This is a genomic window from Mesorhizobium tianshanense, from assembly GCF_007830515.1.
Taxonomy (GTDB): domain Bacteria; phylum Pseudomonadota; class Alphaproteobacteria; order Rhizobiales; family Rhizobiaceae; genus Mesorhizobium; species Mesorhizobium tianshanense.
Genome location: NZ_VLKT01000030.1, coordinates 54,314 through 77,254, shown reverse-complemented (window position 1 = coordinate 77,254; position 22,941 = coordinate 54,314). Strand labels below are relative to the sequence as shown.

Annotated in this window: 24 protein-coding genes; 10 read left to right on the top strand and 14 right to left on the bottom strand. The window is 63.8% G+C overall.

Features of this window, described 5'->3' with window-relative positions:
* Positions 1–29 precede the first annotated feature (29 nt).
* Positions 30–392 (bottom strand): nuclear transport factor 2 family protein, encoded by a 363-nt coding sequence (locus tag IQ26_RS22890; protein WP_145720609.1) that lies wholly within the window; start codon positions 390–392, stop codon positions 30–32.
* Positions 393–504: 112 nt separating this feature from the next.
* On the opposite strand from IQ26_RS22890, the gene xylA reads away from it, so the two are divergent.
* Together xylA and IQ26_RS22880 are read left to right on the top strand one after the other, a co-directional pair.
* The gene (gene xylA, locus IQ26_RS22885; RefSeq protein WP_145720608.1) at positions 505–1,830 is read left to right on the top strand and encodes a xylose isomerase; all 1,326 of its coding nucleotides are present in this window, start codon (positions 505–507) and stop codon (positions 1,828–1,830) included.
* 201 nt (positions 1,831–2,031) lie between these two features.
* Positions 2,032–2,241 carry a hypothetical protein gene (locus IQ26_RS22880; RefSeq protein ID WP_126037019.1) on the top strand — a complete coding sequence of 70 codons (210 nt, stop codon included), beginning with the start codon at positions 2,032–2,034 and terminating at the stop codon, positions 2,239–2,241.
* 5 nt (positions 2,242–2,246) lie between these two features.
* Here IQ26_RS22880 and IQ26_RS22875 read toward each other — a convergent pair whose 3' ends face one another.
* On the bottom strand, positions 2,247–3,227 hold the full coding sequence (locus tag IQ26_RS22875; RefSeq protein ID WP_145720607.1) for a GlxA family transcriptional regulator: 981 nt from the start codon (positions 3,225–3,227) through the stop codon (positions 2,247–2,249).
* Positions 3,228–3,353: 126 nt separating this feature from the next.
* Between IQ26_RS22875 and bcoG the strand changes: the two genes are divergently transcribed.
* The 7 genes from bcoG to IQ26_RS22840 are packed head-to-tail and all read left to right on the top strand — an operon-like array spanning position 3,354 to position 11,026.
* Complete coding sequence (gene bcoG / locus IQ26_RS22870; protein WP_145720606.1) at positions 3,354–4,265, top strand: 3-dehydrocarnitine:acetyl-CoA trimethylamine transferase BcoG; 912 nt, start codon at positions 3,354–3,356, stop codon at positions 4,263–4,265.
* 28 nt (positions 4,266–4,293) lie between these two features.
* Positions 4,294–4,923, top strand: a complete 630-nt coding sequence (locus IQ26_RS22865; RefSeq protein ID WP_145720605.1) for an HD domain-containing protein — start codon at positions 4,294–4,296, stop codon at positions 4,921–4,923.
* Complete coding sequence (locus tag IQ26_RS22860; protein WP_145720604.1) at positions 4,920–6,014, top strand: 3-hydroxyacyl-CoA dehydrogenase NAD-binding domain-containing protein; 1,095 nt, start codon at positions 4,920–4,922, stop codon at positions 6,012–6,014. Before IQ26_RS22865 ends, IQ26_RS22860 begins: the two co-directional genes overlap by 4 nt.
* Before the next feature lie 4 nt (positions 6,015–6,018).
* Positions 6,019–7,182, top strand: coding sequence for an acyl-CoA dehydrogenase family protein (locus IQ26_RS22855; protein ID WP_145720603.1), 1,164 nt, complete (start codon positions 6,019–6,021; stop codon positions 7,180–7,182).
* A 3-nt stretch (positions 7,183–7,185) separates the two neighbouring features.
* Entirely contained in the window at positions 7,186–9,264 is a 2,079-nt protein-coding gene (locus tag IQ26_RS22850) for an acetate--CoA ligase family protein (RefSeq protein WP_145720602.1), read from the top strand.
* Positions 9,257–10,039 carry a carnitinyl-CoA dehydratase gene (locus IQ26_RS22845; protein ID WP_145720601.1) on the top strand — a complete coding sequence of 261 codons (783 nt, stop codon included), beginning with the start codon at positions 9,257–9,259 and terminating at the stop codon, positions 10,037–10,039. Before IQ26_RS22850 ends, IQ26_RS22845 begins: the two co-directional genes overlap by 8 nt.
* A 45-nt stretch (positions 10,040–10,084) precedes the next feature.
* On the top strand, positions 10,085–11,026 hold the full coding sequence (locus IQ26_RS22840) for an alpha/beta hydrolase (protein WP_145720600.1): 942 nt from the start codon (positions 10,085–10,087) through the stop codon (positions 11,024–11,026).
* A 5-nt stretch (positions 11,027–11,031) separates the two neighbouring features.
* Here the strand turns inward: IQ26_RS22840 and IQ26_RS22835 are convergent, their stop codons facing one another.
* The 12 genes from IQ26_RS22835 to infC all read right to left on the bottom strand — a co-directional run bounded on the left by IQ26_RS22835 (position 11,032) and on the right by infC (position 21,953).
* Positions 11,032–12,690, bottom strand: coding sequence for an FAD-binding dehydrogenase (locus tag IQ26_RS22835; RefSeq protein ID WP_145720599.1), 1,659 nt, complete (start codon positions 12,688–12,690; stop codon positions 11,032–11,034).
* 98 nt (positions 12,691–12,788) lie between these two features.
* The gene (locus IQ26_RS22830) at positions 12,789–13,775 is read right to left on the bottom strand and encodes a Gfo/Idh/MocA family protein (RefSeq protein ID WP_145720598.1); all 987 of its coding nucleotides are present in this window, start codon (positions 13,773–13,775) and stop codon (positions 12,789–12,791) included.
* 110 nt (positions 13,776–13,885) lie between these two features.
* Positions 13,886–14,461 (bottom strand): YceI family protein, encoded by a 576-nt coding sequence (locus IQ26_RS22825; protein ID WP_145720597.1) that lies wholly within the window; start codon positions 14,459–14,461, stop codon positions 13,886–13,888.
* 71 nt (positions 14,462–14,532) lie between these two features.
* On the bottom strand, positions 14,533–15,108 hold the full coding sequence (locus tag IQ26_RS22820; RefSeq protein ID WP_145720596.1) for a cytochrome b: 576 nt from the start codon (positions 15,106–15,108) through the stop codon (positions 14,533–14,535).
* Between the two features lie 174 nt (positions 15,109–15,282).
* Positions 15,283–15,651 (bottom strand): hypothetical protein, encoded by a 369-nt coding sequence (locus IQ26_RS22815; RefSeq protein WP_145720595.1) that lies wholly within the window; start codon positions 15,649–15,651, stop codon positions 15,283–15,285.
* Between the two features lie 4 nt (positions 15,652–15,655).
* The gene (pheT, locus tag IQ26_RS22810; protein ID WP_145720594.1) at positions 15,656–18,064 is read right to left on the bottom strand and encodes a phenylalanine--tRNA ligase subunit beta; all 2,409 of its coding nucleotides are present in this window, start codon (positions 18,062–18,064) and stop codon (positions 15,656–15,658) included.
* A complete protein-coding gene (locus tag IQ26_RS22805; protein ID WP_145720593.1) occupies positions 18,061–18,498 on the bottom strand; it encodes a GFA family protein in 438 nt (145 codons plus the stop codon). The genes pheT and IQ26_RS22805 overlap by 4 nt, the downstream gene beginning before the upstream one ends.
* Positions 18,495–19,580 (bottom strand): phenylalanine--tRNA ligase subunit alpha, encoded by a 1,086-nt coding sequence (pheS, locus tag IQ26_RS22800; RefSeq protein WP_145720592.1) that lies wholly within the window; start codon positions 19,578–19,580, stop codon positions 18,495–18,497. The genes IQ26_RS22805 and pheS overlap by 4 nt, the downstream gene beginning before the upstream one ends.
* Positions 19,581–19,674: 94 nt before the next feature.
* Entirely contained in the window at positions 19,675–20,076 is a 402-nt protein-coding gene (gene rplT / locus IQ26_RS22795; protein WP_023796882.1) for a 50S ribosomal protein L20, read from the bottom strand.
* Between the two features lie 95 nt (positions 20,077–20,171).
* Positions 20,172–20,375 (bottom strand): 50S ribosomal protein L35, encoded by a 204-nt coding sequence (gene rpmI, locus IQ26_RS22790; protein WP_006201248.1) that lies wholly within the window; start codon positions 20,373–20,375, stop codon positions 20,172–20,174.
* A 199-nt stretch (positions 20,376–20,574) separates the two neighbouring features.
* Positions 20,575–21,231, bottom strand: a complete 657-nt coding sequence (locus IQ26_RS22785; RefSeq protein ID WP_145720591.1) for a methyltransferase family protein — start codon at positions 21,229–21,231, stop codon at positions 20,575–20,577.
* Positions 21,232–21,416: 185 nt separating this feature from the next.
* Positions 21,417–21,953 carry a translation initiation factor IF-3 gene (infC, locus tag IQ26_RS22780; protein ID WP_126036976.1) on the bottom strand — a complete coding sequence of 179 codons (537 nt, stop codon included), beginning with the start codon at positions 21,951–21,953 and terminating at the stop codon, positions 21,417–21,419.
* 210 nt (positions 21,954–22,163) lie between these two features.
* On the opposite strand from infC, the gene IQ26_RS22775 reads away from it, so the two are divergent.
* Positions 22,164–22,940, top strand: coding sequence for an alpha/beta hydrolase (locus IQ26_RS22775; RefSeq protein WP_145720590.1), 777 nt, complete (start codon positions 22,164–22,166; stop codon positions 22,938–22,940).
* Position 22,941: the final 1 nt, after the last annotated feature.

Sequence of the window (22,941 nt, the reverse complement as noted above, 5' to 3'; positions counted from 1 at the left end):
TATCCCCGTCTGGCCTCGCTAGCAAAGCCTCACTGTGCTGGAACCTTGTCGAGGAAGCCGGTGACGCTTTTCAAGCGGCCGTTCTCTATGACGCCGATATCGGTGCCTTCGATGATGGAATCGCTGCCTTCCGGCCCGAGATTCCACGAGAAGCGGATCGTGTCGGCAAAACCGTCCGGCTTGCCCTTCAACGAAAACCGGAAGCCGGCAAAGCGCTGCTGCACGCCTTCGACCAGTGCGGCGACGCCATCATGGCCGTCGCCCTGCATGATCGGGTCGCGGTAGCTGACGTCTTCGGTGAAGGCCGCCTTGAGCAAGGCCTGCCTGCGTGCGGCGTCACTCTCGTTCCAGGCGGCGATGTAGTTTTCGGCGATCGTGTTGAGGTCGGTCATGGTCTGTCTCCTTTGTTTGGGGCTTTGACATGACCGTTTTCATCCAGCGCCGGCGCGAAACCAATTACGCCTGAGGTAATCGGGACAGAACCATGCGAGAGGACAGACAATCATGACCAGCGGCTTTTTCGGCGATATCCAAGAGATCAAATATGAGGGGCCGGATTCGACCAATCCGCTGGCCTACCGGTTCTACAATCCCGATGAAATTGTCGCCGGCAAGCGGCTGGAAGACCATCTGCGCTTTGCGGTCGCCTACTGGCATTCCTTCGCCTGGCCGGGCGGCGATCCGTTCGGCGGCCAGACCTTTGAGCGGCCATGGTTTGCCAAGGCAGGCGGCACCGACACGATGGAACTGGCCAAGCTCAAGGCCGATGTCGCCTTCGACATGTTTGCGCTACTCGGCGCTCCCTATTTTTGCTTTCACGATGCCGATGTGCGGCCGGAAGGCAGGGACTTTTCCGAAAGCGCTGCGCGGCTCGACGAGATCGCCGATTACTTCGCGACCAAGATGAAGCAGACCGGCGTCAAGCTGCTTTGGGGCACGGCGAACCTGTTCTCGCATCGCCGCTTCATGTCGGGTGCGGCCACCAATCCCGATCCGGATGTCTTTGCCTACGCGGCAGCGACGGTGAAGCACTGCATCGACGTGACCAACCGGCTGAAGGGCGAGAATTATGTGCTGTGGGGCGGCCGCGAGGGCTATGAGACGCTGCTCAACACCGATCTGGCCCGCGAGCAGGAGCAGGCAGGCCGCTTCCTCAATCTGGTCGTCGACTACAAGCACCGCATCGGCTTCAAGGGCACCATCCTGATCGAACCGAAGCCGCAGGAGCCGACCAAGCACCAGTACGACTATGACGTCGCCACAGTCTACGGTTTCTTGAAACGCTTCGGGCTGGAAAAGGAAGTCAAGCTCAACATCGAGCAGGGCCATGCGATCCTGGCCGGCCATTCCTTCGAACACGAACTGGCGCTGGCCAATGCGCTCGGCATCTTCGGTTCGATCGACATGAACCGCAACGACTACCAGTCGGGCTGGGACACCGACCAGTTCCCCAACAATGTGCCGGAGATGGCGCTGGCCTACTACCAGGTCCTGCAGGCCGGCGGCTTCAAGACTGGCGGCACCAATTTCGACGCCAAGCTGAGGCGCCAGTCGCTCGATCCGCAGGACCTTTTGATTGCCCATATCGGCGGCATGGATTGCTGCGCGCGCGGCCTCAAGGCCGCCGCCAGGATGGTCGAAGACAAGGCGCTGTCGGGACCACTCGCCGAGCGCTATGCCGGCTGGACCACGACCGAGGCCAAGGCGATGCTCGCGGGCAAGCGCACGCTGGAGGAGATCACCGAGCGCGTCGTCAAGAAGAAGATCGAGCCGCAGCCGAGATCCGGCCGCCAGGAACTGCTCGAGAACATCGTCAATCGGTATGTGTGAGGGCGGAAAGCCGCTTCGTACCATGGCGGCGGGATAACCACTCCCGCCGCCCTGAAATGGCTTTGCGCGCGAGGGCGGAACCGACGACAAGGTTTTGCCTTGCACCGCCCCTCAATCGCCTCGCTCTTGCCTTCAAACAGCCGTCACGAATCTCGTATAGTGTGGTTCGTGGCGGAAACAGAAAGAAGGAGGCGAAACGATATGCAGCACGAACGCGAAATCGACGCCCTGCTCTCATCTGGCGAGGCCGGGTCGATCATCGACCGGTTGATGGCGTTGCCGCATCCGAAGGACGGCGCGCGCAGCACGAACGAATGGGACCGCGCGGTGGCTAGCCGCTTCGAGACCCATCTTGCGAGGCAGATGCGCTCGCAGATCGACGGCGCCGGCGATCGCCAGAACGCAGCCTGATCCCACTACGCCCGTCGTAACCTGACCGGCGCTTCGCCGAAAGCTCTTGAAAACGCTCTGGAAAATGCCGCGGCAGACGAAAATCCCGTCCGCCCGGCAATATCGGCCATGGCCACACGCGTGTCGACCACCAGCCGGCGCGCGGCGCCCAGCCGCAGCCGGAGGTAATAGGCGCCCGGCGTCTCGCCGATCGACTTGCGAAAGATGCTTTCCAGGGTCCGCGCCGTCACCCCGGCGCGCTTGGCCACCGCGGCGATGGTCAGCGGCTGGTCGACATGCGTTTCCATCAGCCGGATCGCCTGTGCCAGCCGCGGATCATAGCCGTCGAGGCGGCCGAGCGAGACCAGCGGCTGCGCGTCGGTGGCGGCGCGCGCCTGGTCGTAGATGAAGACGCTCGCCACATCGAGCGCCACCGCCATGCCGAGCCGCGTGCGGATCAGATGCAGCATCAGGTCGAAGGTCGGCGAAGCGCCGCCCGAGGTGAAGACCGGCCCGTCGATGACATAGCGGTCGGGGCGCACATCGACGCCGGGAAAGGCCGACGAGAAATCCTCCATATCCTCCCAGTGCGTCGTGGCGCTGCGCCCTTCCAGCAAGCCCGCGCGGGCAACCAGCCACGTACCGGCTTCGACGCCGCCGCAGGCGCGCGCGGCGCGGGCCGCCCGGCGCAGCCCAGCAAGCAGGGCAGCGGTTGCATAATTCTGCGTGCCGAAACCGGCGACAACGACAAGCATATCGGTGGATTCAGCCGCATCGAAGCGGCCGCTGACCGCGACCGGCAGTCCGCATGTGGTGACCGGAGCTTCGCCGGTCACCGAAACCAGCCTGAAATCGAACAGCGTCTCGCCGGCAATGCGGTTGGCTGCGCGCAGCGGATCGAGTGCCGAGGCCACGCACATGATCGATGAGCCGGAAAACACCAGCAGCGTCACCTTGAGCGGCGAGCGCTCGGTGCGAAAGATCGAAGGTTTTTCGCTTTTTGTCATAGGAGCTTCGTAAAACGCAAAACAGTTTCCGACAAGTCAGGCATTCTTGCCGTCTGTTCGATCGGGTCCATGTTTGATTGGGCCATGTTTGATCGGAACCGTCCGTGCTGATTGGGAGAAAAGTCCATGCCGCTTGCGATGAACCGTGAGGTATTCATTACCTGTGCCGTGACCGGGTCCGGCAGCTCGCAGGACCGCAGCCCGCATGTGCCGCGCTCGCCCAAGCAGATCGCCGATTCAGCCATCGATGCGGCCAAGGCGGGTGCTGCGATCGTCCACTGCCATGTTCGCGATCCCGAAACCGGCAAGCCCAGGCGCGATGTGAACCTCTATCGCGAGGTAACCGAGCGCATCCGCGCGGCGGATGTCGACGTGGTGCTGAACCTGACCGCCGGCATGGGCGGCGACATGGTGTTCGGTTCGCCGGAAAACCCGCTGCCGCTGAACGAAAAAGGCACCGACATGGGTGGCGCGAACAACCGCGTGGAGCATGTGCGCCAATGCCTGCCGGAGATCTGCACGCTCGACTGCGGCACCATGAACTTCGCCGAAGCCGATTATGTCATGACCAACACGCCCGGCATGCTACGCGCCATGGGCGGCATGATGACCGCGCTCGGCGTCAAGCCGGAGATCGAGGCGTTCGACACCGGGCATCTGTGGTTCGCCAAGCAGCTTGTCGAGGAAGAAGTGCTGAAGCCCGATGCTCTCGTGCAATTGTGCATGGGCGTGCCGTGGGGCGCGCCCGACGATCTCAACACCTTCATGGCCATGGTCAACAACGTGCCGTCGAGCTGGACCTGGTCGGCCTTTTCCATCGGCCGCAACCAGATGGCCTATGCTGCCGCCGCGGTGCTGGCCGGCGGCAATGTCCGCGTCGGGCTCGAGGACAATCTATGGCTCGACAAGGGCGTGCTCGCCACCAACGCGCAGCTGGTCGAGCGGGCGGTCAGCATCGTGTCGAACATGGGCGCAAGAGTGATCGGCCCGGACGAGGTGCGCAAGAAGCTCAATTTGACGAAGCGCGCCCCGCTCTGAAGACGGACTCGGTAGGGAGGAGCCGCCGATGAAGACCGTGAAATTCACCGCCATGAAGGATGGCGACCGCGAGGACTATGCCTTCCTGACCGAGCACGAGATCGACTATGCGGCCAGGACCGGCGAGCGGCTGCTCGACGCGCTGGTGCAGCTCGACGAGGGCCTGTCCGGATACAAGATCACGCGGCTCGGCCATTCGCTGCAGGCGGCGACGCGTGCCTGGCGCGATGGCGCCGACACCGACTGGATCGCCTGCGCGCTGCTGCACGACATCGGCGACATCCACGCGCCCTACAATCACGACGAATATGCGGCCGCCATCCTGAAACCCTTCGTGCGCGAGCAATGCACCTGGGTGGTGGAGAAGCACGGCGACTTTCAGCGCCTCTATTATGCCCACCACCTCGGCGGCAATCCCCATGCCCGCGAGCGCTTCGCCGGGCACGCCTATTTCGACGATTGCGACCAATTTTGCGAGCGCTGGGACCAGTCGAGCTTCGACCCGGACTACGAGACGCTGCCGATCGATTTCTTCAGGCCATTCGTGCTCGAAGTGTTCGCTCGCAAGGCCTACGACCCGTCAGTGATCCTCGCCGGCGAGCGCGTGCCTCTCATCGACCCCGCAACAGCCAGGACAAGAACCGGAGCCTCCGCATGAGCATCATCACCAAGGCGGCCGCCATCGGCGGCGGCGTCATCGGCGCAGGCTGGGTGGCGCGGCTGCTCCTCAACGGCATCGACGTGTCGATCTTCGATCCCGATCCCGAAGCTTCGCGCAAGGTCGGCGAAGTGATGAAGGGCGCGCGCCGCGCCTATAAGCAGATGCTGCCTGGCGGCCTGCCGAAAGAGGGCAAACTGACCTTCGCCAAGACCATCGCCGATGCCGTCGCCGACGCCGATTTCATCCAGGAGAGTGTGCCTGAAAGACTCGACCTGAAACATCGCGTGCTGGCCGAGATTGATCTTTATGCGCCGGCCAACACCATTGTCGGCTCCTCGACCTCCGGCATCAAGCCGACCGACATGCAGGTGGCGATGAAGAAGCATCCCGAGCGTCTGGTCGTCGGCCACCCGTTCAATCCGGTCTACCTCCTGCCGCTGGTCGAGATCGTCGGCGGCGACCAGACCTTTCCCGAGGCGATCGAGGTCGCCAAGGAGATGTACGCCTCGATCGGCATGAAGCCGGTGGTGATCCGCAAGGAGATCGAGGCGTTCGTCGGCGACCGTCTGCTGGAGGCGGCATGGCGCGAGGCGCTGTGGCTGATCAAGGACGGCATCTGCACGGTCGAGGAACTCGACGACATCATGCGCTATGGCTTCGGCCTGCGCTGGGCGCAGATGGGCATGTTCCAGGTCTATCGCGTCGCCGGCGGCGAGGCCGGCATGCGCCATTTCATGGCGCAGTTCGGGCCGTGCCTGAAATGGCCATGGACCAAGCTGATGGACGTGCCGGAGTTTAACGACGAGCTGGTGGACCTTATCGCCACCCAGTCGGACGACCAGGCGCATGGGCTGTCGATCCGCGAGCTCGAAAAGATCCGCGACGACAATCTGGTCGCTATCATGGATGCGCTGTCAAAGCAGAACAAGGGCAAGGGCTGGGGCGCCGGCGCCTTGCACAAGGACTATACCAAGCAGCTCGCCAAGCTTGCGGCGAAGAAGCCCACCGCCTCCAAGGCGGCCGAAAAAGCCAAGGCGACCAAGCCGGTGAAAAAGGCTGAGAAGCCGAAGAAAAAGAAGAAAGGCTGAGACTATGGATTTTGGTCTTTCGGAGGAACAGAAACTCATCGTCGAGACGACGCGCGCCTTCGTCGAGAACGAGCTTTACCCGCATGAGCGCGAGGTCGAGCGCACCGGCGTGCTGCGCCGCGAACTGATCGAGGAGCTCCAGGCCAAGGCGATCCAAGCCGGCCTCTACGCCGCCAACATGCCGGCGGAAGTCGGCGGCGCCGGGCTCGATACGGTGACCTGGCTGCTCTATGAGAAGGAGCTTGGCCGCGCCAATTATGCGCTGCACTGGACGTGCGTGGCGCGTCCCTCCAACATTCTTTTGGCCGGCACGCCGGAGCAGCGGGAAAAGTATCTGTTTCCTTGCATTCGCGGAGAGAAATGGGACTGCCTGGCGATGACCGAGCCCGGCGCCGGCTCCGACCTGCGCGGCATGAAGGCGACTGCGGTCCAGGATGGCGACGACTGGGTGCTGAACGGCACCAAGCACTTTATCTCCCACGCCGATCTCGCCGACTTCGCCATCGTCTTCATGGCCTCGGGTGAGGAAGAAACCTCGCGTGGAAAACGCAAGAAGATCACCGCTTTCTTCGTCGACAAGGGCACCAAGGGATTTGCGGTGCGCGACGGCTATCGCAACGTCTCGCATCGCGGCTACACCAACGCCATCCTCGAATTCGACGATTGCCGCCTGCCGGCAAGCCAGGTTCTGGGCGAGGTCCACAAGGGCTTCGACGTCGCCAATTCATGGCTTGGCGCGACCCGCCTGCAGGTCGGCGCGACCTGCCTCGGCCGCGCCGAGCGGGCGCTTGGCCACGCGGTCGAATACGCCGCGCAGCGCCGGCAATTCGGCCAGCAGATCGGCAAGTTCCAAGGCGTGTCCTTCAAGCTCGCCGACATGGCGACCGAACTGAAGGCGGCCGAGTTGATGGTGTTCGAAGCCGGCTGGAAGTACGATCAGGGCACCGTCACCGATCAGGACATGGCCATGGCCAAGCTGAAGGCCACCGAAATGCTCGCCTTCGTCGCCGACGAGGCGATCCAGATCCATGGCGGCATGGGGCTGATGGACGACCTGCCGCTGGAGCGCATCTGGCGCGACGCCCGCGTCGAGCGCATCTGGGAAGGCACGTCCGAGATTCAGCGCCACATCATCTCGCGGGCATTGCTGCGAGCGGTTGGGGGCTGATCGATGCATAAACTTGAGCGCCTTTTGCGGCCGCGAACGATCGCCGTATTCGGTGGCGCGCAGGCCGCCGCCGTTGTCGCGCAGTCGATCAAGATGGGCTTTGCCGGCGAGATCTGGCCGGTGCATCCGAGCAAGGAGGACGTCGCCGGCCGCAAGGCCTATCGTTCGGTGGCCGACCTGCCCGGCGCCCCCGACGCCGCCTTTGTCGGCGTCAACCGGCATCTGACCATCGAGGTGGTCAAGGCGCTGGCCGAACGCGGCGCCGGCGGCGCCGTCTGCTTTGCCGCCGGCTACCTCGAAACCGAGGCCTATGACGAGCATGGCGAGCGGCTGCAGGCCGAGCTGGTCGCTGCTGCCGGCCGGATGCCGATCATCGGGCCGAACTGCTACGGCCTGATCAACTATGCCGACGGCGCGCTTTTGTGGCCCGACCAGCATGGCGGCATCAGGCTGGCGGGGGGCGGCCGCGGCGTCGCCATCATCACCCAGTCGTCCAACATCGCCATCAACATGACGATGCAGAAGCGCGGCCTGCCGATCGCCTTTCTGATGACCGCCGGCAACCAGGCGCAGACCGGCCTCTCCGAAATGGCTCTCGGCCTGATCGAGGACGACCGCGTCACCGCGCTCGGCCTGCATATCGAGGCCTTTGATTCGGTAGCCGGCTTCGAAAGGCTGGCGGCGCGGGCGCGAGAACTCAAGAAGCCGATCATCGCCATGAAGGTCGGCCGTTCCGAGCAGGCGCGGCAGGCGACCGTGTCGCACACCGCATCGCTGGCCGGCTCCGACGCCGCCTCGGGCGCCTTCCTGAAGCGGCTCGGCATAGCCCGCGTCGATTCGATTCCCGCCTTCATCGAGGCGCTGAAGCTGCTGCACGTCACCGGGCCGTTGCCCGGCTACCGGCTGTCGTCGATGAGCTGTTCGGGCGGCGAAGCGTCTGTCATGGCCGACAGCGCCGAGGGCCGCTGGGTGAACTTCCCGGCGCTGACCGACAAGCACCGCGCCCACGTCAAATCGACGCTCGGGCCGCTGGTTGCGGTGGCCAACCCGCTCGACTACCACACCTTCATCTGGAATAACGAGCCGGCGATGACCGCCACCTTCACCGCCATGGTGTCGGGCGGCTTCGACCTCAACATGCTGGTGCTCGATTTCCCGCGGCCCGACCGCTGCTCCGACACCGACTGGTGGACGACGCTGCGCGCCTTCGAATCGGCACTGAAGACCAACAAGGCGCAGGGCGCGATCGTGTCGTCGCTGCCGGAGAACCTGCCCGAGGAATATACCGCCGGGCTGATGGCGCGGGGCATGGTGCCGTTGTTCGGCATTTCCGAGGCCATGGACGCAGCCCAGGCGGCAGCCTTCATCGGCTGGGCCTGGCGCGAGCCGCAGGCGCAGCCGATCGACACCTCGGCGTCCGGGGCGCCGGCCGGCGACCATGTCACCCCCGACGAGGCCGAGGCGAAAGCGCGGCTGATCCAGGCCGGACTTCCCGTGCCCAGGGGTGAGCGCGCCGGCAACGCGGTCGAGGCGGTGATCTCCTCGATGGCGCTCGGCTTCCCGGTGGCGCTGAAGGCCCTGGGCGTCACCCACAAATCCGAGCTCGGCGCGGTGCGGCTCAACCTCAGGGATGCCGAATCCGTCAGCACCGCCGCCCATGATCTCGCCCCCCTCGGCACCGGCCTCTATGTCGAGCGCATGGTGCGCGACGGCGTCGCCGAACTCATCGTCGGCTTCACCCGTGATCCGATGTTCGGCGCGGTGATGACGCTGGGCACCGGCGGCGTGCTGGTAGAGCTTCTGCGCGACAGTATCACACTGATGCTGCCGGCAAGCCGCGACGACATCGAGGCGGCGTTGCGCGGGCTCAAACTGTTCCCGCTGCTCGAAGGCTATCGCGGCCGGCCCAAGGCCGATGTCACGGCTGCCATCGATGCGATATCGGGCATTGCCGCCTTCGTGCAGCAAAATGCCGGCGAGATCGAGGAACTCGACATCAATCCGCTGATCGTCTGCACCGAGGGCAATGGCGCCTGGATCGCCGACGCGCTGCTGGTGCTGGGAGAAAACAGGAATGTCTGACGTTATTTCAACCCGCCGCGAAGGCTCGGTCCTAGAGGTCACGCTCGACCGGCCCAAGGCCAACGCCATCGACCTGAAGACCTCGCGGCTGATGGGAGAGACGTTCAAGGCGTTCCGCGACGATCCGGGCTTGCGCGTCGCCATCGTCAAGACCGCCGGCGACAAGTTCTTCTGCGCCGGCTGGGATCTGAAAGCCGCGGCCGGCGGCGACGCGGTCGACGGCGACTATGGCGTCGGTGGTTTCGGCGGACTGCAGGAACTGCGCGATCTCAACAAGCCGGTCATCGCCTGCGTCAACGGCATGGCGGTTGGCGGCGGCTTCGAGCTGGCGCTGTCCTGCGACCTCATCTATGCGTCGGACCATTCCTCCTTCGCGCTGCCGGAGATCCGCGCCGGCACTTTGGCCGACGCTGCGACGATCAAGCTGCCGAAGCGCATTCCCTATCACGTCGCCATGGACCTTTTGCTCACCGGCCGCTGGATGGATGTTGCCGAGGCACATCGCTGGGGCCTGGTCAACGAGGTGCTGCCCAAGGAGAAGCTCGAGGACCGCGTCTGGGAGATCGCACGGCTGCTGGCCAGCGGCCCGCCGCTGGTCTTCGCCGCGATCAAGGAAACGGCTCGGGTCGCCGAATCGCTGACCTTCCAGGACGCGATGAACAAGGTGACGCGCCGGCAGTTGCCGACGGTTGACGCGCTGTACGGCTCGGAGGACAATCTCGAAGGCTTTCGCGCCTTTGCCGAAAAGCGTGATCCTGTGTGGAAGGGGAAGTGACACGGCGGAGATGATGGTGGATTCGTTACGGTCCGTTCCGTTCCCATGACCGACTACAAGAAACTGATCGACGCAGAGACCTGGGCCTTCATCGAGCGGACCAATTCCTACTATCCGCCGGACACGATCGACTACACGATCGATCAGCAGCGCGACATCTACGACCGGCTGTGCCGCGAGTTCTTTGCCGGCTATCCCGAAGACGTCACGGCGGAAACCACCGCCATTGCCACGCCTTCGCACCCGATCCCGCTCCGCATCTATCGCACCCCGGCGCCGGAAGCGGCGGCGATGGTGCTTTATCTCCACGGCGGCGGTTTCATCCTCGGCGGGCTCGACAGTCATGACGATCTCTGCGCCGAGCTTTGCAGCCGCACCGGCTATGAGGTGGTTTCGGTCGACTACCGGCTGGCGCCGGAACATCTTCATCCGGCTGCCTTCGACGATGCCATCAGCGCCTTCGAATGGGCGGCGACGACTTACAAGCGCCCGATCCTGCTTTGCGGCGACAGCGCCGGCGGCAATCTCGCCGGCGCGGTCAGCCACGCCACACGCGGCCATGCTCGAAGGCCGATCGGCCAGGTGCTGATCTATCCCGCTCTTGGCGGCGACCGCTCGCAAGGGTCTTACGTGACCCATGCCGAGGCGCCGATGCTGACCGCGCGCGACCTCGATTTCTATGGGGACATCAGGACCGGCGGCGAGGATCGCACCGGCGACCTCACTCTGGCTCCGCTGGCCGACGCCGACTTTGCCTATCTGCCGCCGACCGTGCTGATCACCGCCCAATGCGACCCGCTGTCGTCCGACGGCGAGGCCTATCGCGACCGCGTCGTCGCGGCAGGCGGCCACGCCTTTTGGTTCGAAGAGCCAGGGCTGGTGCATGGCTATCTCAGGGCCAGGCATACGGTCGGCCGCGCCCGCTCGAGCTTCACCCGGATCGTCGAGGCGGTGTCGGTTCTCGGACGGGGCGAATGGGTCTGGTGAGCTACCTACCCCACCCCGCGCGCCGCAGCGCGGCCAGCGCTGCGGCCGGAGAAGATGCAGCCGCCGAGAAACGTGCCTTCCAATGCCGCATAGCCATGCATGCCGCCGCCGCCGAAACCGGCGGCTTCGCCGACCGCATATAGCCCTTCGACCGGCCGGCCATCGATGCCCAGCACGCGGCTGTCGAGATCGGTGTGCAAGCCGCCCAGCGTCTTGCGGGTCAGGATGTTGAGCCGGACCGCGATCAGCGGGCCATTGGCGGGGTCGAGCATCTTGTGCGGCTTAGCCGTGCGGATCAGCCGGTCGCCGAGATAGGCCCGCGCCCCGCGCAAGGCGGTGATCTGCATGTCCTTGGAGAACGGATTGTCGAGTTGCCGGTCGCGGGCGAGGATTTCGCGCTCGACCTGGCTGAGCTCAAGCAGCGGCTCGCCGCCGGCCAGCGCGTTCATGCGGGCGACCAGCGCCGGCAGCTCCGCCTCGACGATGAAATCCTTGCCCTTCTCCATGAACGCTTTCACCGGACCGGGAACGCCTGACGTGGCGCGGCCGAGCACCTGGCGCCAGCTTTTCCCAGTCAGATCGGGGTTCTGTTCGGAGCCCGACAGCGCGAACTCCTTCTGGATGATCTTTTGAGTCAGGATGAACCAGGAATAGTCGAAGCCGGTGCGCATGATGTGGCTGAGCGTGCCCAGCGTGTCGAAGCCGGGATAGAGCGGCACCGGCAGGCGCTTGCCACGCGCGTCGAGCCACAGCGACGACGGGCCGGGCAGGATGCGGATGGCATGGTCGGTCCAGAGCGGCGCCCAGTTCCTGATGCCTTCGACATAGTGCCACATGCGGTCGCGATTGATGACGCTGCCGCCGGTCCGTTCGGTGATCGCCAGCATGCGGCCGTCGACATGGTCGGGGACGCCGGAGATCATATGCCTGGGCGGGGTGCCCAGGCGCTGCGGCCAGTTCTTCCGGACAAGCTCGGGATTGGCGCCGATGCCGCCGGAGGCAACGATGACCGCCTGCGCCTGCAGTTCGAAATCGCCAGCGACATCGCGCGAACTCTTGCGGCCGCGCTCGACGTCGCTCGGCACCAAAATGTCGCCGCGCACGCCGTCTACGACAGTGCCTGTCCGGGTCAGCTCGTTGACGCGGTGGCGGAATTTGAAGCGGATCAGTCCGTTCTTCTCGGCCTCGCGGACTCGCTGGACGAACGGTTCGAGGACGCCGGGCCCGGTGCCCCAGGTGACGTGGAAGCGCGGCACCGAATTGCCGTGACCGACGGCGTTGCCGCCGCCGCGCTCGGCCCAGCCGACCACGGGAAAGAATTTTAGGCCGCGCTGCATGAGCCAGGAGCGCTTCTCGCCGGCGGCGAAGCCGACATAGGCTTCGGCCCAGCGGCGGGGCCAGAGATCTTCCGGGCGGTCGAAGGCGGCGGTGCCCAGCCAGTCCTCGAGCGCCAGCGCATACGAATCGCGGATGCGCATGCGCCGCTGTTCGGGCGAATCGATGAGGAAGATGCCGCCGAGGGACCAGAATGCCTGGCCGCCGAGCGACTGCTCCGGCTCCTGGTCGACGATGATGGTCTTCTTGCCGGCCTCCGCCAGTTCCGCCGCAGCGACGAGGCCAGCAAGGCCGGCGCCGACAATGATCACATCCGCATCGTCAGCCATTTTTCTCCCCCGGCTCTCCTCCCCTGCTTAGATTCTGTTGTTTGTCGCAGGTTCTTGTCGCAAAACCGTGGGACACTTTTGCGGAACCTGCTTGGTTGTCAGACCGTCTCCCAGCCTTCCTTCTCGCCGGCGCGGAAGATGGCGTCGATGACCTTCTGGTTGAGCACCGATTCTTCCAGCGTGAAGACGCGGTCCTTGCCGCCAAGTGCGGCCCGCGCAAAGGCCTCGACCTCCAGCCGGTATTGCTGCATGCCGGGGAAGCGGAACACCTGGGCCTCGCTGTGGTTCTGGTTGTGCAGCTCGATACGATGATGGTCATAGATCCCGGCGTTGAACGGCGAAAGCACCTCGATGAAGCCCTTCTCGCCGTGGAACACCATCACCTGCCGCGCCGCCATCTGAGTCGACAGATAGAACGACAGTTCGAAGTCGCCGAAATCGGCGCGGATCGAAGAGTATATGTCTGTGCCGAATGTCTTGTCGCGCTCGATCGTCGCCTGGACCCGCAGCGGCTCCTTGCCCGTCGAAAAGCGTGTCGACACCGTCGGATAGACGCCGATATCGGGCAGCGCGCCGCCGCCGAGGTCGAGCTGGTTACGCATGTTGGCGGGATCGACATTATAATAGGAGAACGCACCCTGGACATGGCGCAGCCGGCCGATGGCGCCGTTGGCGATCAGCTCGCGCACCTTGATCCATTGCGGGTGGTAGACGACCATGAAGGCTTCGCAGACCAGCACTTTCTTGGCGTCGCGCAGCGCGATCAGCGGCGGAATGTCCTTGGCATCGAGCGCCAAGGGCTTTTCGACCAGAACATGCTTGCCGGCCTCTATCGCCTTGGCAGTCCATTCGACATGCTGCGCGGTCGGCAGCGGGATGTAGACGCCGTCGACGTCCTCGGAGGCGAGCAGCTCGCCATAGGAACCGAAGGCATGTGGCGCGCCGAAACGGTCGGCCAGCGCGCGGGCTTTCGACATGTCGCGGCTGGCGATCGCCGACAGAACGCCGTTATCCGCCTCGACCATTGCCGGCAAAAGATGCTCGCGGCCGATCTTGGCCGTCGACAAAACACCCCATCGGAACATCAGCCTTCTCCCTCTCGGTTTGCAGGAATGGAGGTTTGCCTGAATTCAGGAGAAAAGCCAATGCGGGACACCGGTTCCTCGCCCCACGAAGTGGGGAGAGGAAGAAGCGCTCAACCTCTTTTACCCGTCAGCGTCATGTCGAAGTTTACGACGTTCGAATAGATCGGCGTGCCGACATCCATGCCGTAGCGCGAACGCATCACCTTGCCGGTGACATGGAATCTGATCGTGCCCGCCTTGAGGCCGCCGAGCTCGGCCGTGAACTTTTCCGGAAAGGTCTTGCCGCGCGCCGTCAGCCGGCCGGTGACGAGGGCCGTGGTGTCGCCAGTGCGTTTCACGCTGGTCGAACGGAATCGGATTTCCGGGTTGTTGGCGGAATCGAACACGGCGTCGGAACGAAGGAAGGCGTCGACGCGGCTCTGACCGGTCCCGACGCTTTCGGGAAAGATGGTCAGGTTGACCCGGGAGCGCCCGACATTGCTGTTGTCGATGCGGATCGAGCCCTTGAAGCGGCCGAAGGCGCCGTCGAGCCCGCCGCCGCCGGCCTTGCCGATGGAGAAACGGATGCTCGAACTGGCCGGGCTGATCGTGTAGCTGCCGGCGGCATCACCGAGGGCGACCGCCGCGAAAACAGGCACGGCAAGGCAAGCGGCAATCGCCGCAAATCCCAGGATCCGCGCATACATGGGAATGATCCTTCTCTTGGTGGCGACGCTTTTCTAGCGTCCTCGCCCCATAAACGAATCAGCCGCCTGCTCTATTCCGAGCTGTGATCTGAAGGCGTGATCATGCGCGTCAGCACCGCGTCCTTCAGCCAGAAATGATGACGTAGCGCCGCGGCGAAATGCAAGGCGACGAGCCCGATGCCGGTGTAGGCGAGATACCAGTGCGCTGCCGCCCAGAAGCTCTCTGCCGTGTCCGATTCAGCCAGCGGCAGGTCCGGCATGACAAACAGATTGAAGGGCACGCTCGGGATCTCCAGCATCGAGACCGAGACCAGCGCCCAGCCGGACAGCGGCAGAGCGAACTGAAACGCATAAAGTGCAAAATGGACAGGCGGCGCCATGCGGCGCTCCAGAGGCCCGACCGAGCGCGGCAGCGCCGGCACTGCATTGCCGAGACGCCAGGCGATGCGCAGGATCACCAGGCCGAGCAGCAGAAAGCCCAGGGATTTGTGCAGCTGGATCAGTTCGAAGGCGGTCCGCTGGCTGGACACCCGCATCATGACGAAGCCGAGCACGAACTGGCCGATGAAGAGTGCGGCGATCAGCCAGTGAAGGACGATCGCCGCCCAGCCGTAGCGGGTCGTGCTGTTGGTGATCGATATCGGCATGGTCGGTGAACGTTGGCGGGATCGGCTTTTATCCGGTCATCTTGAAGAAATCGACAAAGGCCCTGAGCGCGGGACGAGGTCGTCGCCAAGCGCTGCACGGAGGATTGCTGGCGTTGGTCAATGGTGAATGCCTGCCAACGGAAGGGACGCTTCGGCGTCCTCTTTTCCCGCACCTTAGTTTTCCTGCTCAAGGCCAATGGTTCGGTCTGCCTCAGACCAAAAGACTGGCTCTTCGATTGAAGGCCACTCCTCGCGGTAAACAAAGCCCTCGATCGCATCGAGCCTTGCCGTTGTCTGGTCGAAGAACAGAACCATGCCGCACTCCAACCGATCAGGTCCGACACACGCCGTACGGAGTGAACTGAACACCCGATTCTCAAAGCGTAGTTCCGGGGGAACCGACGCTGGAATGACAGTGGTCATGAACCCGACAGCATTGCGGCCTCGATCTTTGACTTCGAGACTATTCGCCTTGTCAGGAGAAATGCCCGCGACACGACAGAACTCCCGAACGAAAAACATCTCGAGCGGAGTCAGCTTCATCCAGCTAACCCCGCAGCACGCCGCCAGTCTGCTTGTGCACGTTCTCGACGATGCGCTTGGCCAGCGCCTCGAAATCCTCGTCGGTCAGCGTCTTTTCGACAGGCTGGATCGACACTTCGATGGCGACCGATTTCTTGGCCGCACCCAGCGATGCCCCTTCGAAAACGTCGAAGACCGAGACGCTGGTGATCAGCTTCTTGTCGGCGGCAAGGGCGGCGCGGGTCAGCGTGCCGGCTTCGACCGCCTTGTCGACGACGAAGGCGAAATCGCGCTTGACCGCCTGGAAGGCGGACAGGTCCAGTCTCGGCTTTGTCCGCGTCGGCTTGGCCTTCGGCTCGGGTACGGCGTCGACGAAGACCTCGAAGCCGCAAAGCGGTCCGGAAACATCCAGCCCTTCCAGCGTCTTCGGATGGAACTCGCCGAACGTTCCCAAAATCACTTTAGGACCGAGCTTGATCGTTCCGGAGCGGCCGGGATGATACCAGGCCGGGCCGCAGGCCTCGATCTGCAGCCGCTCGACCGGCGCGCCGCAGGCTTCGAGCGCGGCGATCGCGTCGGCCTTGGCGTCGAACACACCGACGGAACCGGCGTTGCCGGCCCAGTGGCGGCCGGAGCCTTCGAGCTTGGCCGTGCCGCGCCGCACGCCGGCGGCGACGCGCCGCTGCTGGTCGGCCGCATCGCCTTCATAGGTACCCGACACCTCGAACAGCGCGACATCGCCGATGCCCCTGTCGGCGTTGCGCTGGGCTGCGGCGATCAGGCCCGGCAGCAGCGACGGCCGCATGTCGGACATGTCGGCGGCGATCGGGTTGGCCAGCTTGAGCGCGGTCTGGCCGCCGCCGAACAGTTCGGCATGTTTTGCCGGGATGAACGACCAGGTGACGGCCTCCATCATGCCGCGCACCGCCAGCGCCCGCTTGGTCGCGCGGGTGCGGATCTGCAGCACGGTCAGGATCTTGGCGTTGACCGCATCATGCGCGCCGAGCGGCTGCGGGGCGATGTTGTCGACGCCATGGATGCGCATGACCTCCTCGACCAGATCGGCCTTGCCGTCGACATCCGGCCGCCAGGACGGGACCGCCACATCGACCACATCGCCCGCGCCTTCCGGCTTGAAGCCGAGGCGGGCAAGGATGTCGAGGCTCTCGTCCCTGGGCACCTCGATGCCGGTCAGCCGCTTCACTTCCGACAGCGGGAAGGAAACGATCTTCTCGACATGGCCGGCATAGCCGGTGACTTCGGTCTCGCTCGGCGTCCCACCGCAGAAATCCAGCACCAACTTCGTCGCCAACTCCACCCCGGGAACCATGAATTCAGGGTCGACGCCGCGCTCGAACCGGTAGCGCGCATCGCTGATGATGCCAAGCGTGCGGCCGGTGCGGGCCGTGGCGATCGGATCCCAAAGTGCCGATTCGATCAGCACGTCGGTGGTGTTCTCGTCGCAGCCGGAATGCTCGCCGCCCATGATGCCAGCGATGGATTCGACACCGCTTTCATCGGCGATCACGCACATCTCCGGTGTCAGCGTGTATTCGCGGCCGTCGAGCGCCAGCACCTTTTCACCGTCGCGTGCCCGGCGCACGGTAAGGTTGCCGGTGACCTTCCTGGCGTCGAACACATGCAAGGGCCGGCCGCGGTCGAAGGTGACGTAGTTGGTGATGTCGACCAGCGCGCTGATCGGCCTCAGGCCAATGGCAATCAGCCTTTGCTGCAGCCATTTCGGCGACGGGCCGTTCTTGACGCCACGCACCAGGCGCAGCGCAAAACCGGGGCAGAGCTCCGGCGCCTCGATCGTCACCTTGACCGGGCACATGCCGCTGCCGGCATGCGGCATGATGGCCCCGCCGACGAGGCGGCCAAGGCCGCTTGCCGCCAGATCGCGCGCGATGCCATAGACGCTGGTCGCATCCGGCCGGTTCGGCGTCAAATTGATCTCGATCAGCGGATCGTCGAGATGGGAATAGGCGGCGAAGCTGGTGCCAACCGGCGCATCGGCGGGCAGGTCGATGATGCCGCTATGCTCGTCCGAAAGTTCCAGCTCGCGCTCGGAGCACATCATGCCGTGACTTTCGACGCCGCGGATCTTGCCGACCGTCAGCGTCACGTCGATGCCGGGAATGTAGGTGCCGGGTGCTGCAAAGGCACCGATCAGGCCCGCGCGGGCGTTCGGCGCGCCACACACCACCTGCACCGGCGCCTTGCCGTCGCCGGTATCGACGGTGAGCACGCGCAGCCGGTCGGCGTCGGGATGCTGCACCGCCGTCAGCACCTTGGCGATGACGAAGGGTTTCAGGCTCGCTCTGTCGTCGACATGTTCGACTTCGAGGCCGATCGAGGTCAGCCGCTCGACGATCTCGGCCAGCGAGGCGTCGGTCTCGAGATGGTCCTTGAGCCAGGAGAGGGTGAGTTTCATGACTGTGTTCCGTCTGGTCCTTGCCCGTCAGGTCTGGGCACGCTGGTCTTCAAATGGCGCGGCAGCGCGTCGGGCATGTGCAGGAAAGGGAGCTGCTCGCGCACATAGGCATGGTGCGTCGGCTTGAAATAGGCCGGCATGTCCATCGCGCCGAGCATGAAATAGATCTGGTCGGCCAGCCGCTCGTCGACATAGGCGATCGGCGAGCCGCAGATGCCGCAAAACGAGCGCGTCACCGGCCCGTTCTCGAACATCTTCAGCGCCTTGCCGGTGAAGGTGACCTGTTCGGTCAGGAAGCCGACAAAGGCCGACACCGGCGCGCCGCTGGCCCGCCGGCAATCGCCACAATGGCAATAGCTGACATGGTGCGGTTCGGCCGAAGCCTCGAACCGCACAGCACCGCAGCGGCAGCCGCCGGTGTGGACCACTGTCATGCGCTCAAGCCTCCGAACAGCGTCGGCATGTCGAGCGGCCTAAAACCGTAATGCGACAGCCAGCGAACATCGGCGTCGAAGAAGGCGCGCAGGTCCGGCATGCCGTATTTGAGCATGGCGATGCGATCGATGCCCATGCCCCAGGCAAAGCCCTGATACTCGTCGGGATCGAGCCCGCCATATCTCAGCACATTGGGATGCACCATGCCGCAGCCGAGGATCTCCATCCAATCGGAGCCTTCGCCGAAGCGCACCTCGCCCGGCCGCGAACGGTCGCACTGGATGTCGACCTCCATGCTGGGTTCGGTGAACGGGAAGAAGGACGGGCGGAAGCGCATCTTGACCTGAGGCACCTCGAAGAAGGCCTTGCAGAACTCCTCCAGCACCCATTTCATGTTGGCGACATTTGCTGTCCTGTCGATCACCAGCCCCTCGACCTGATGGAACATCGGCGAGTGGGTGGCATCGGAATCCTGCCGGTAGGTCTTGCCGGGGATGACGATGCGGATCGGCGGCTTCTGCGCCTCCATGGTGCGGATCTGCACCGGCGAGGTGTGGGTGCGCAAAAGCTTGCGCTCGCCCTTCTCGTCCGGCTGGAAGAAGAAGGTGTCGTGCATCTCGCGCGCCGGATGGCCTTCCGGGAAATTCAGCGCGGTGAAATTGTAATGGTCGGTCTCGATATCGGGACCTTCGGCGATGGCAAAGCCGAGGTCGCCGAAGATCGCCGCGATCTCGTCGCTGACCTGGCTGATCGGATGGATGCGGCCGCGCTCGGCCGGCGATTGCCGCACCGGCAGCGTGACGTCGACCTTTTCGGCGGCAAGACGGGTTGAGATCGCTACATCCTTCAGCTCGGCCTTGCGCGCGACAAGCGCCTCGGTGATGCGGTTCTTGAGCCCGTTGATCGCCGGACCTTTTACCTGACGCTCCCCGGCCGACATCGAGCCGAGCGTCTTCAGCATTTCGGAGACCGAGCCCTTCTTGCCGAGCGCCGAAACGCGCACGGCTTCGATCGCCTGCTCGTCGGCGGCCGATGCAATGTCGGTCATCAGGGAATTTTCGAGGGTTTCCATGTCACTCATGTTCCAGACTCGATTGGAAGCAAAGAAAAACCCGCGCCAGCCCTGCCAGCGCGGGTTTCCCAAATCAGTGTCGAAGTGCTTGGGAAGGCGCTGGTTAGGCTACAGCGCTTTCAAAAGCGTTCGGCGTGGTGTTCTTCAGGTATTCGAGCGCGACCTTCGCCTTGGCCACAAGCGCGGCGAACGCCTGCGGCTCGTGGATGGCCATGTCCGACAGGACCTTGCGGTCGATCTCGATGCCGGCCTTGTTGAGGCCGTCGATGAAGCGGCCATAGGTCAGGCCATGCTCGTGGGTCGCTGCATTGATGCGCTGGATCCACAAAGCGCGGAACGAGCGCTTGCGGTTCTTGCGGTCGCGATAGGCATACTGCAGCGACTTTTCCACCGCCTGCTTGGCGATGCGGATGGTGTTCTTGCGGCGGCCGTAGAAACCCTTGGCGGCTTTCAGGACCTTCTTGTGCTTGGCGTGCGAGGTGACGCCTCTCTTTACGCGTGCCATGTCATGATCTCCTTAAAACGCTGTCCAGACCGAATGCTCTTGTTGTTTGGCGCATGATGTCTTCCAAAAAGTCTGCAACTTTTTGGCATCATGCCCTAGAGGCCGTTCGGCAGAAAATTCTTGATGACCTTCTTGCCATCCGGTTCAGCCAGAACCATCGTGCCGCGGGCATTTCGAATGAACTTGTTGGAACGCTTGATCATGCCGTGACGCTTGCCGGCCGCAGCCGACAGGACTTTACCGGTACCTGTGATCTTGAACCGCTTCTTGGCGGCCGACTTGGTCTTCATCTTGGGCATTTTGCTACTCCGTTTCTTTGAGGTCTCCGGCGTGCCTTTGGCACTCCACGCCTCTTGTTTTGTTCGCTTCAGGCCGACCAAAGCCCGAAAAGCAAATGAAACCGCCACGGCATGCCCTGCCGGGCGGTTTTTTGGGAACGGCGGTCCTATACGTCAAAGCGGGCCGGCGCGCAACACCCCGTGCGCGCGACGCCCAGGCTTATGGGAAACGGAACAGCACCGGCAATATGCCCGATTCCTGCGCGCCGTCGATCAACTCGAAAGCCGGCAAGGCGACGAGGAACACCAAACCATCCAGCAGCGTGGTCCGCAGCAGGCGCGGCTTGAAGCTGCCGGTGTCGCCTTCCTGATACAGCGAAAGCTTCGGGAAGAAGCGCGGCACCCGCGCCATATAGGCCTGGAATGGAGCACCGAGGGCCTCCTTCAGGAACTTCTCTTCGCGCAGGATGACGACATGAAAGGCGGCGGCGCAAAGCACGGCAAAGCCGATCGTCGCGGTGATCGAGCCGATCTGCGCGCCGACACCGGCGGCAGCCATCGAGGAGAAGACATAGAGCGGATTGCGGGTGATCGAATAGGGCCCGCCGGTCACCACCTCGGAGGATTTGCGCCCGCCGATATAGAGCGTCGACCACAAGCGCCCGACAATGCCGAGAAAGATCAGCAGGACGCCGACCATTTCGATCGTTTCGTGCGGCACGCTGTCGGGAGGAAAAGAAGACTGGCCAAACAGCAGCGCCGCGAACAGGACGACCACGAGCGCGGCAAGAACCATCCTGCGCGCGTGCTGGTAGCTGCCCAGCGCATGCTTGGCTAGCACTTGTTCGGCCTGCGCAGATTTGACTTCTTTGAGCATGTCGTGAATCCGATCGTCGAGGAACTTTGCCGGCGATCGCAGCGTCTGGCCAAGAAACAGGCGCCCCGCCGATCGCCGGGACGCCTTGCAGCAGGATTCAGGCGAATTTAATGCATGTCGCCCAAAAATGCGCAGCGGTTTTGGGACAACGACATGCACAAACAGAGGCTAGAGCGCAACGCGCTTTAGCGTGGCGCCAGCACCATCATCATCTGACGGCCTTCGAGCTTCGGTTCGGCTTCGACCTTGGCGATGGGCGCCACTTCCTCGCGAACCTTGTTCAGAAGCTGCATGCCGAGTTCCATATGCGCCATCTCGCGGCCGCGAAAGCGCAATGTCAGCTTGACCTTGTCGCCTTCCTCGAAAAACCGCCGGACCGCTTTCATCTTGGTCTCGTAATCATGGCTGTCGATGTTCGGGCGCATCTTGATCTCCTTGATCTCGATGACCTTCTGGTTCTTGCGCGCCTCGGCCGCCTTCTTCTGGTTGGCGTATTTCAGCTTGCCGAGATCGAGAATTTTTACGACGGGCGGCACCGCATTGGGCGATATCTCGACCAGATCGAGCCCAGCCTCTTCGGCGAGCAGCAATGCGTCGTTGATGGAGACATCGCCGTGGTTCTGGCCTTCGGCGTCGATAAGTTGGACCCGGGCGACCCGGATGTCACGGTTGGAGCGCGGGCCCTCCTTAGTGGGCGCCGTTGCTTTGAAAGGTCTGCGAATGGTCGTGGTCTCCTTGGGCCGTTTCGTTCAGGATTTTCAATTCAGTTGCGAACGCGCCAATGTGGTGAGCGCGCGGCCGGAGTCAATAGCACAGCGTTCACAGGAAATCACCCTGTTCCCTACTGCAGCCTTGTGCCAAACGAAGAAAGTTGCCGAGCACTTTTCGTCGAACCGCCAGTTGTGCCAAAAGACCTGCGTGAGGGAGCAGCCATGACCGCACCGGTTTTTCTCGATGTCGACGGAACCAGCATCGCTGTCAGGCGCGCCGCGGGTGCAACACCCGGCATTGTCTGGCTCGGCGGCTACAAGTCGGACATGCTGGGCACCAAGGCGGAGACGCTGTCGGACTGGGCAAGCGGGCAAGGCCGCGCCTTCCTGCGTCACGACTATTCCGGCCATGGCGAATCGGGTGGCGCCTTCGCCGACGGCACCATCTCGAAATGGCTTTCGCAAAGCCTCGCCGTCTTCCGCCATTTCACGCAAGGCAGGCAAATCCTGGTCGGCTCCTCGATGGGCGCATGGATCGCGCTGCGCATGGTCCAGGAATTGCGCCAAGAATTGCCCAAGGCAGGCGAGAACCGCATCGCCGGCCTGGTGCTTCTGGCCCCGGCGCCGGATTTCACCGCCGAGCTGGTCGAGCCGGTGCTGACCGAAGCGCAGAAGCGCGACCTTGCCGAAAAGGGTTTTTTCGAGGAGCCATCGGACTATTCGGCCGAGCCTTATATCTACACCCGCGCGCTGATCGAGGACGGCCGCAACAACCTGACAATGACCGGGCCGATCGACACCCATTGCCCCATCCACATATTGCAGGGGCTGGCCGATGCCGACGTGCCGCCGAGCCATGCGCTGAAACTGGTCGGCCTGCTGCCGGCCGACGACGTCACGCTGTCGCTGATCCCCGACGGCGACCACCGCCTGTCACGGCCGCAGGATCTCGACATGCTGGTGCGGTCGGTCGACGCCATGGTGCGGCAGGCAGGCTAGG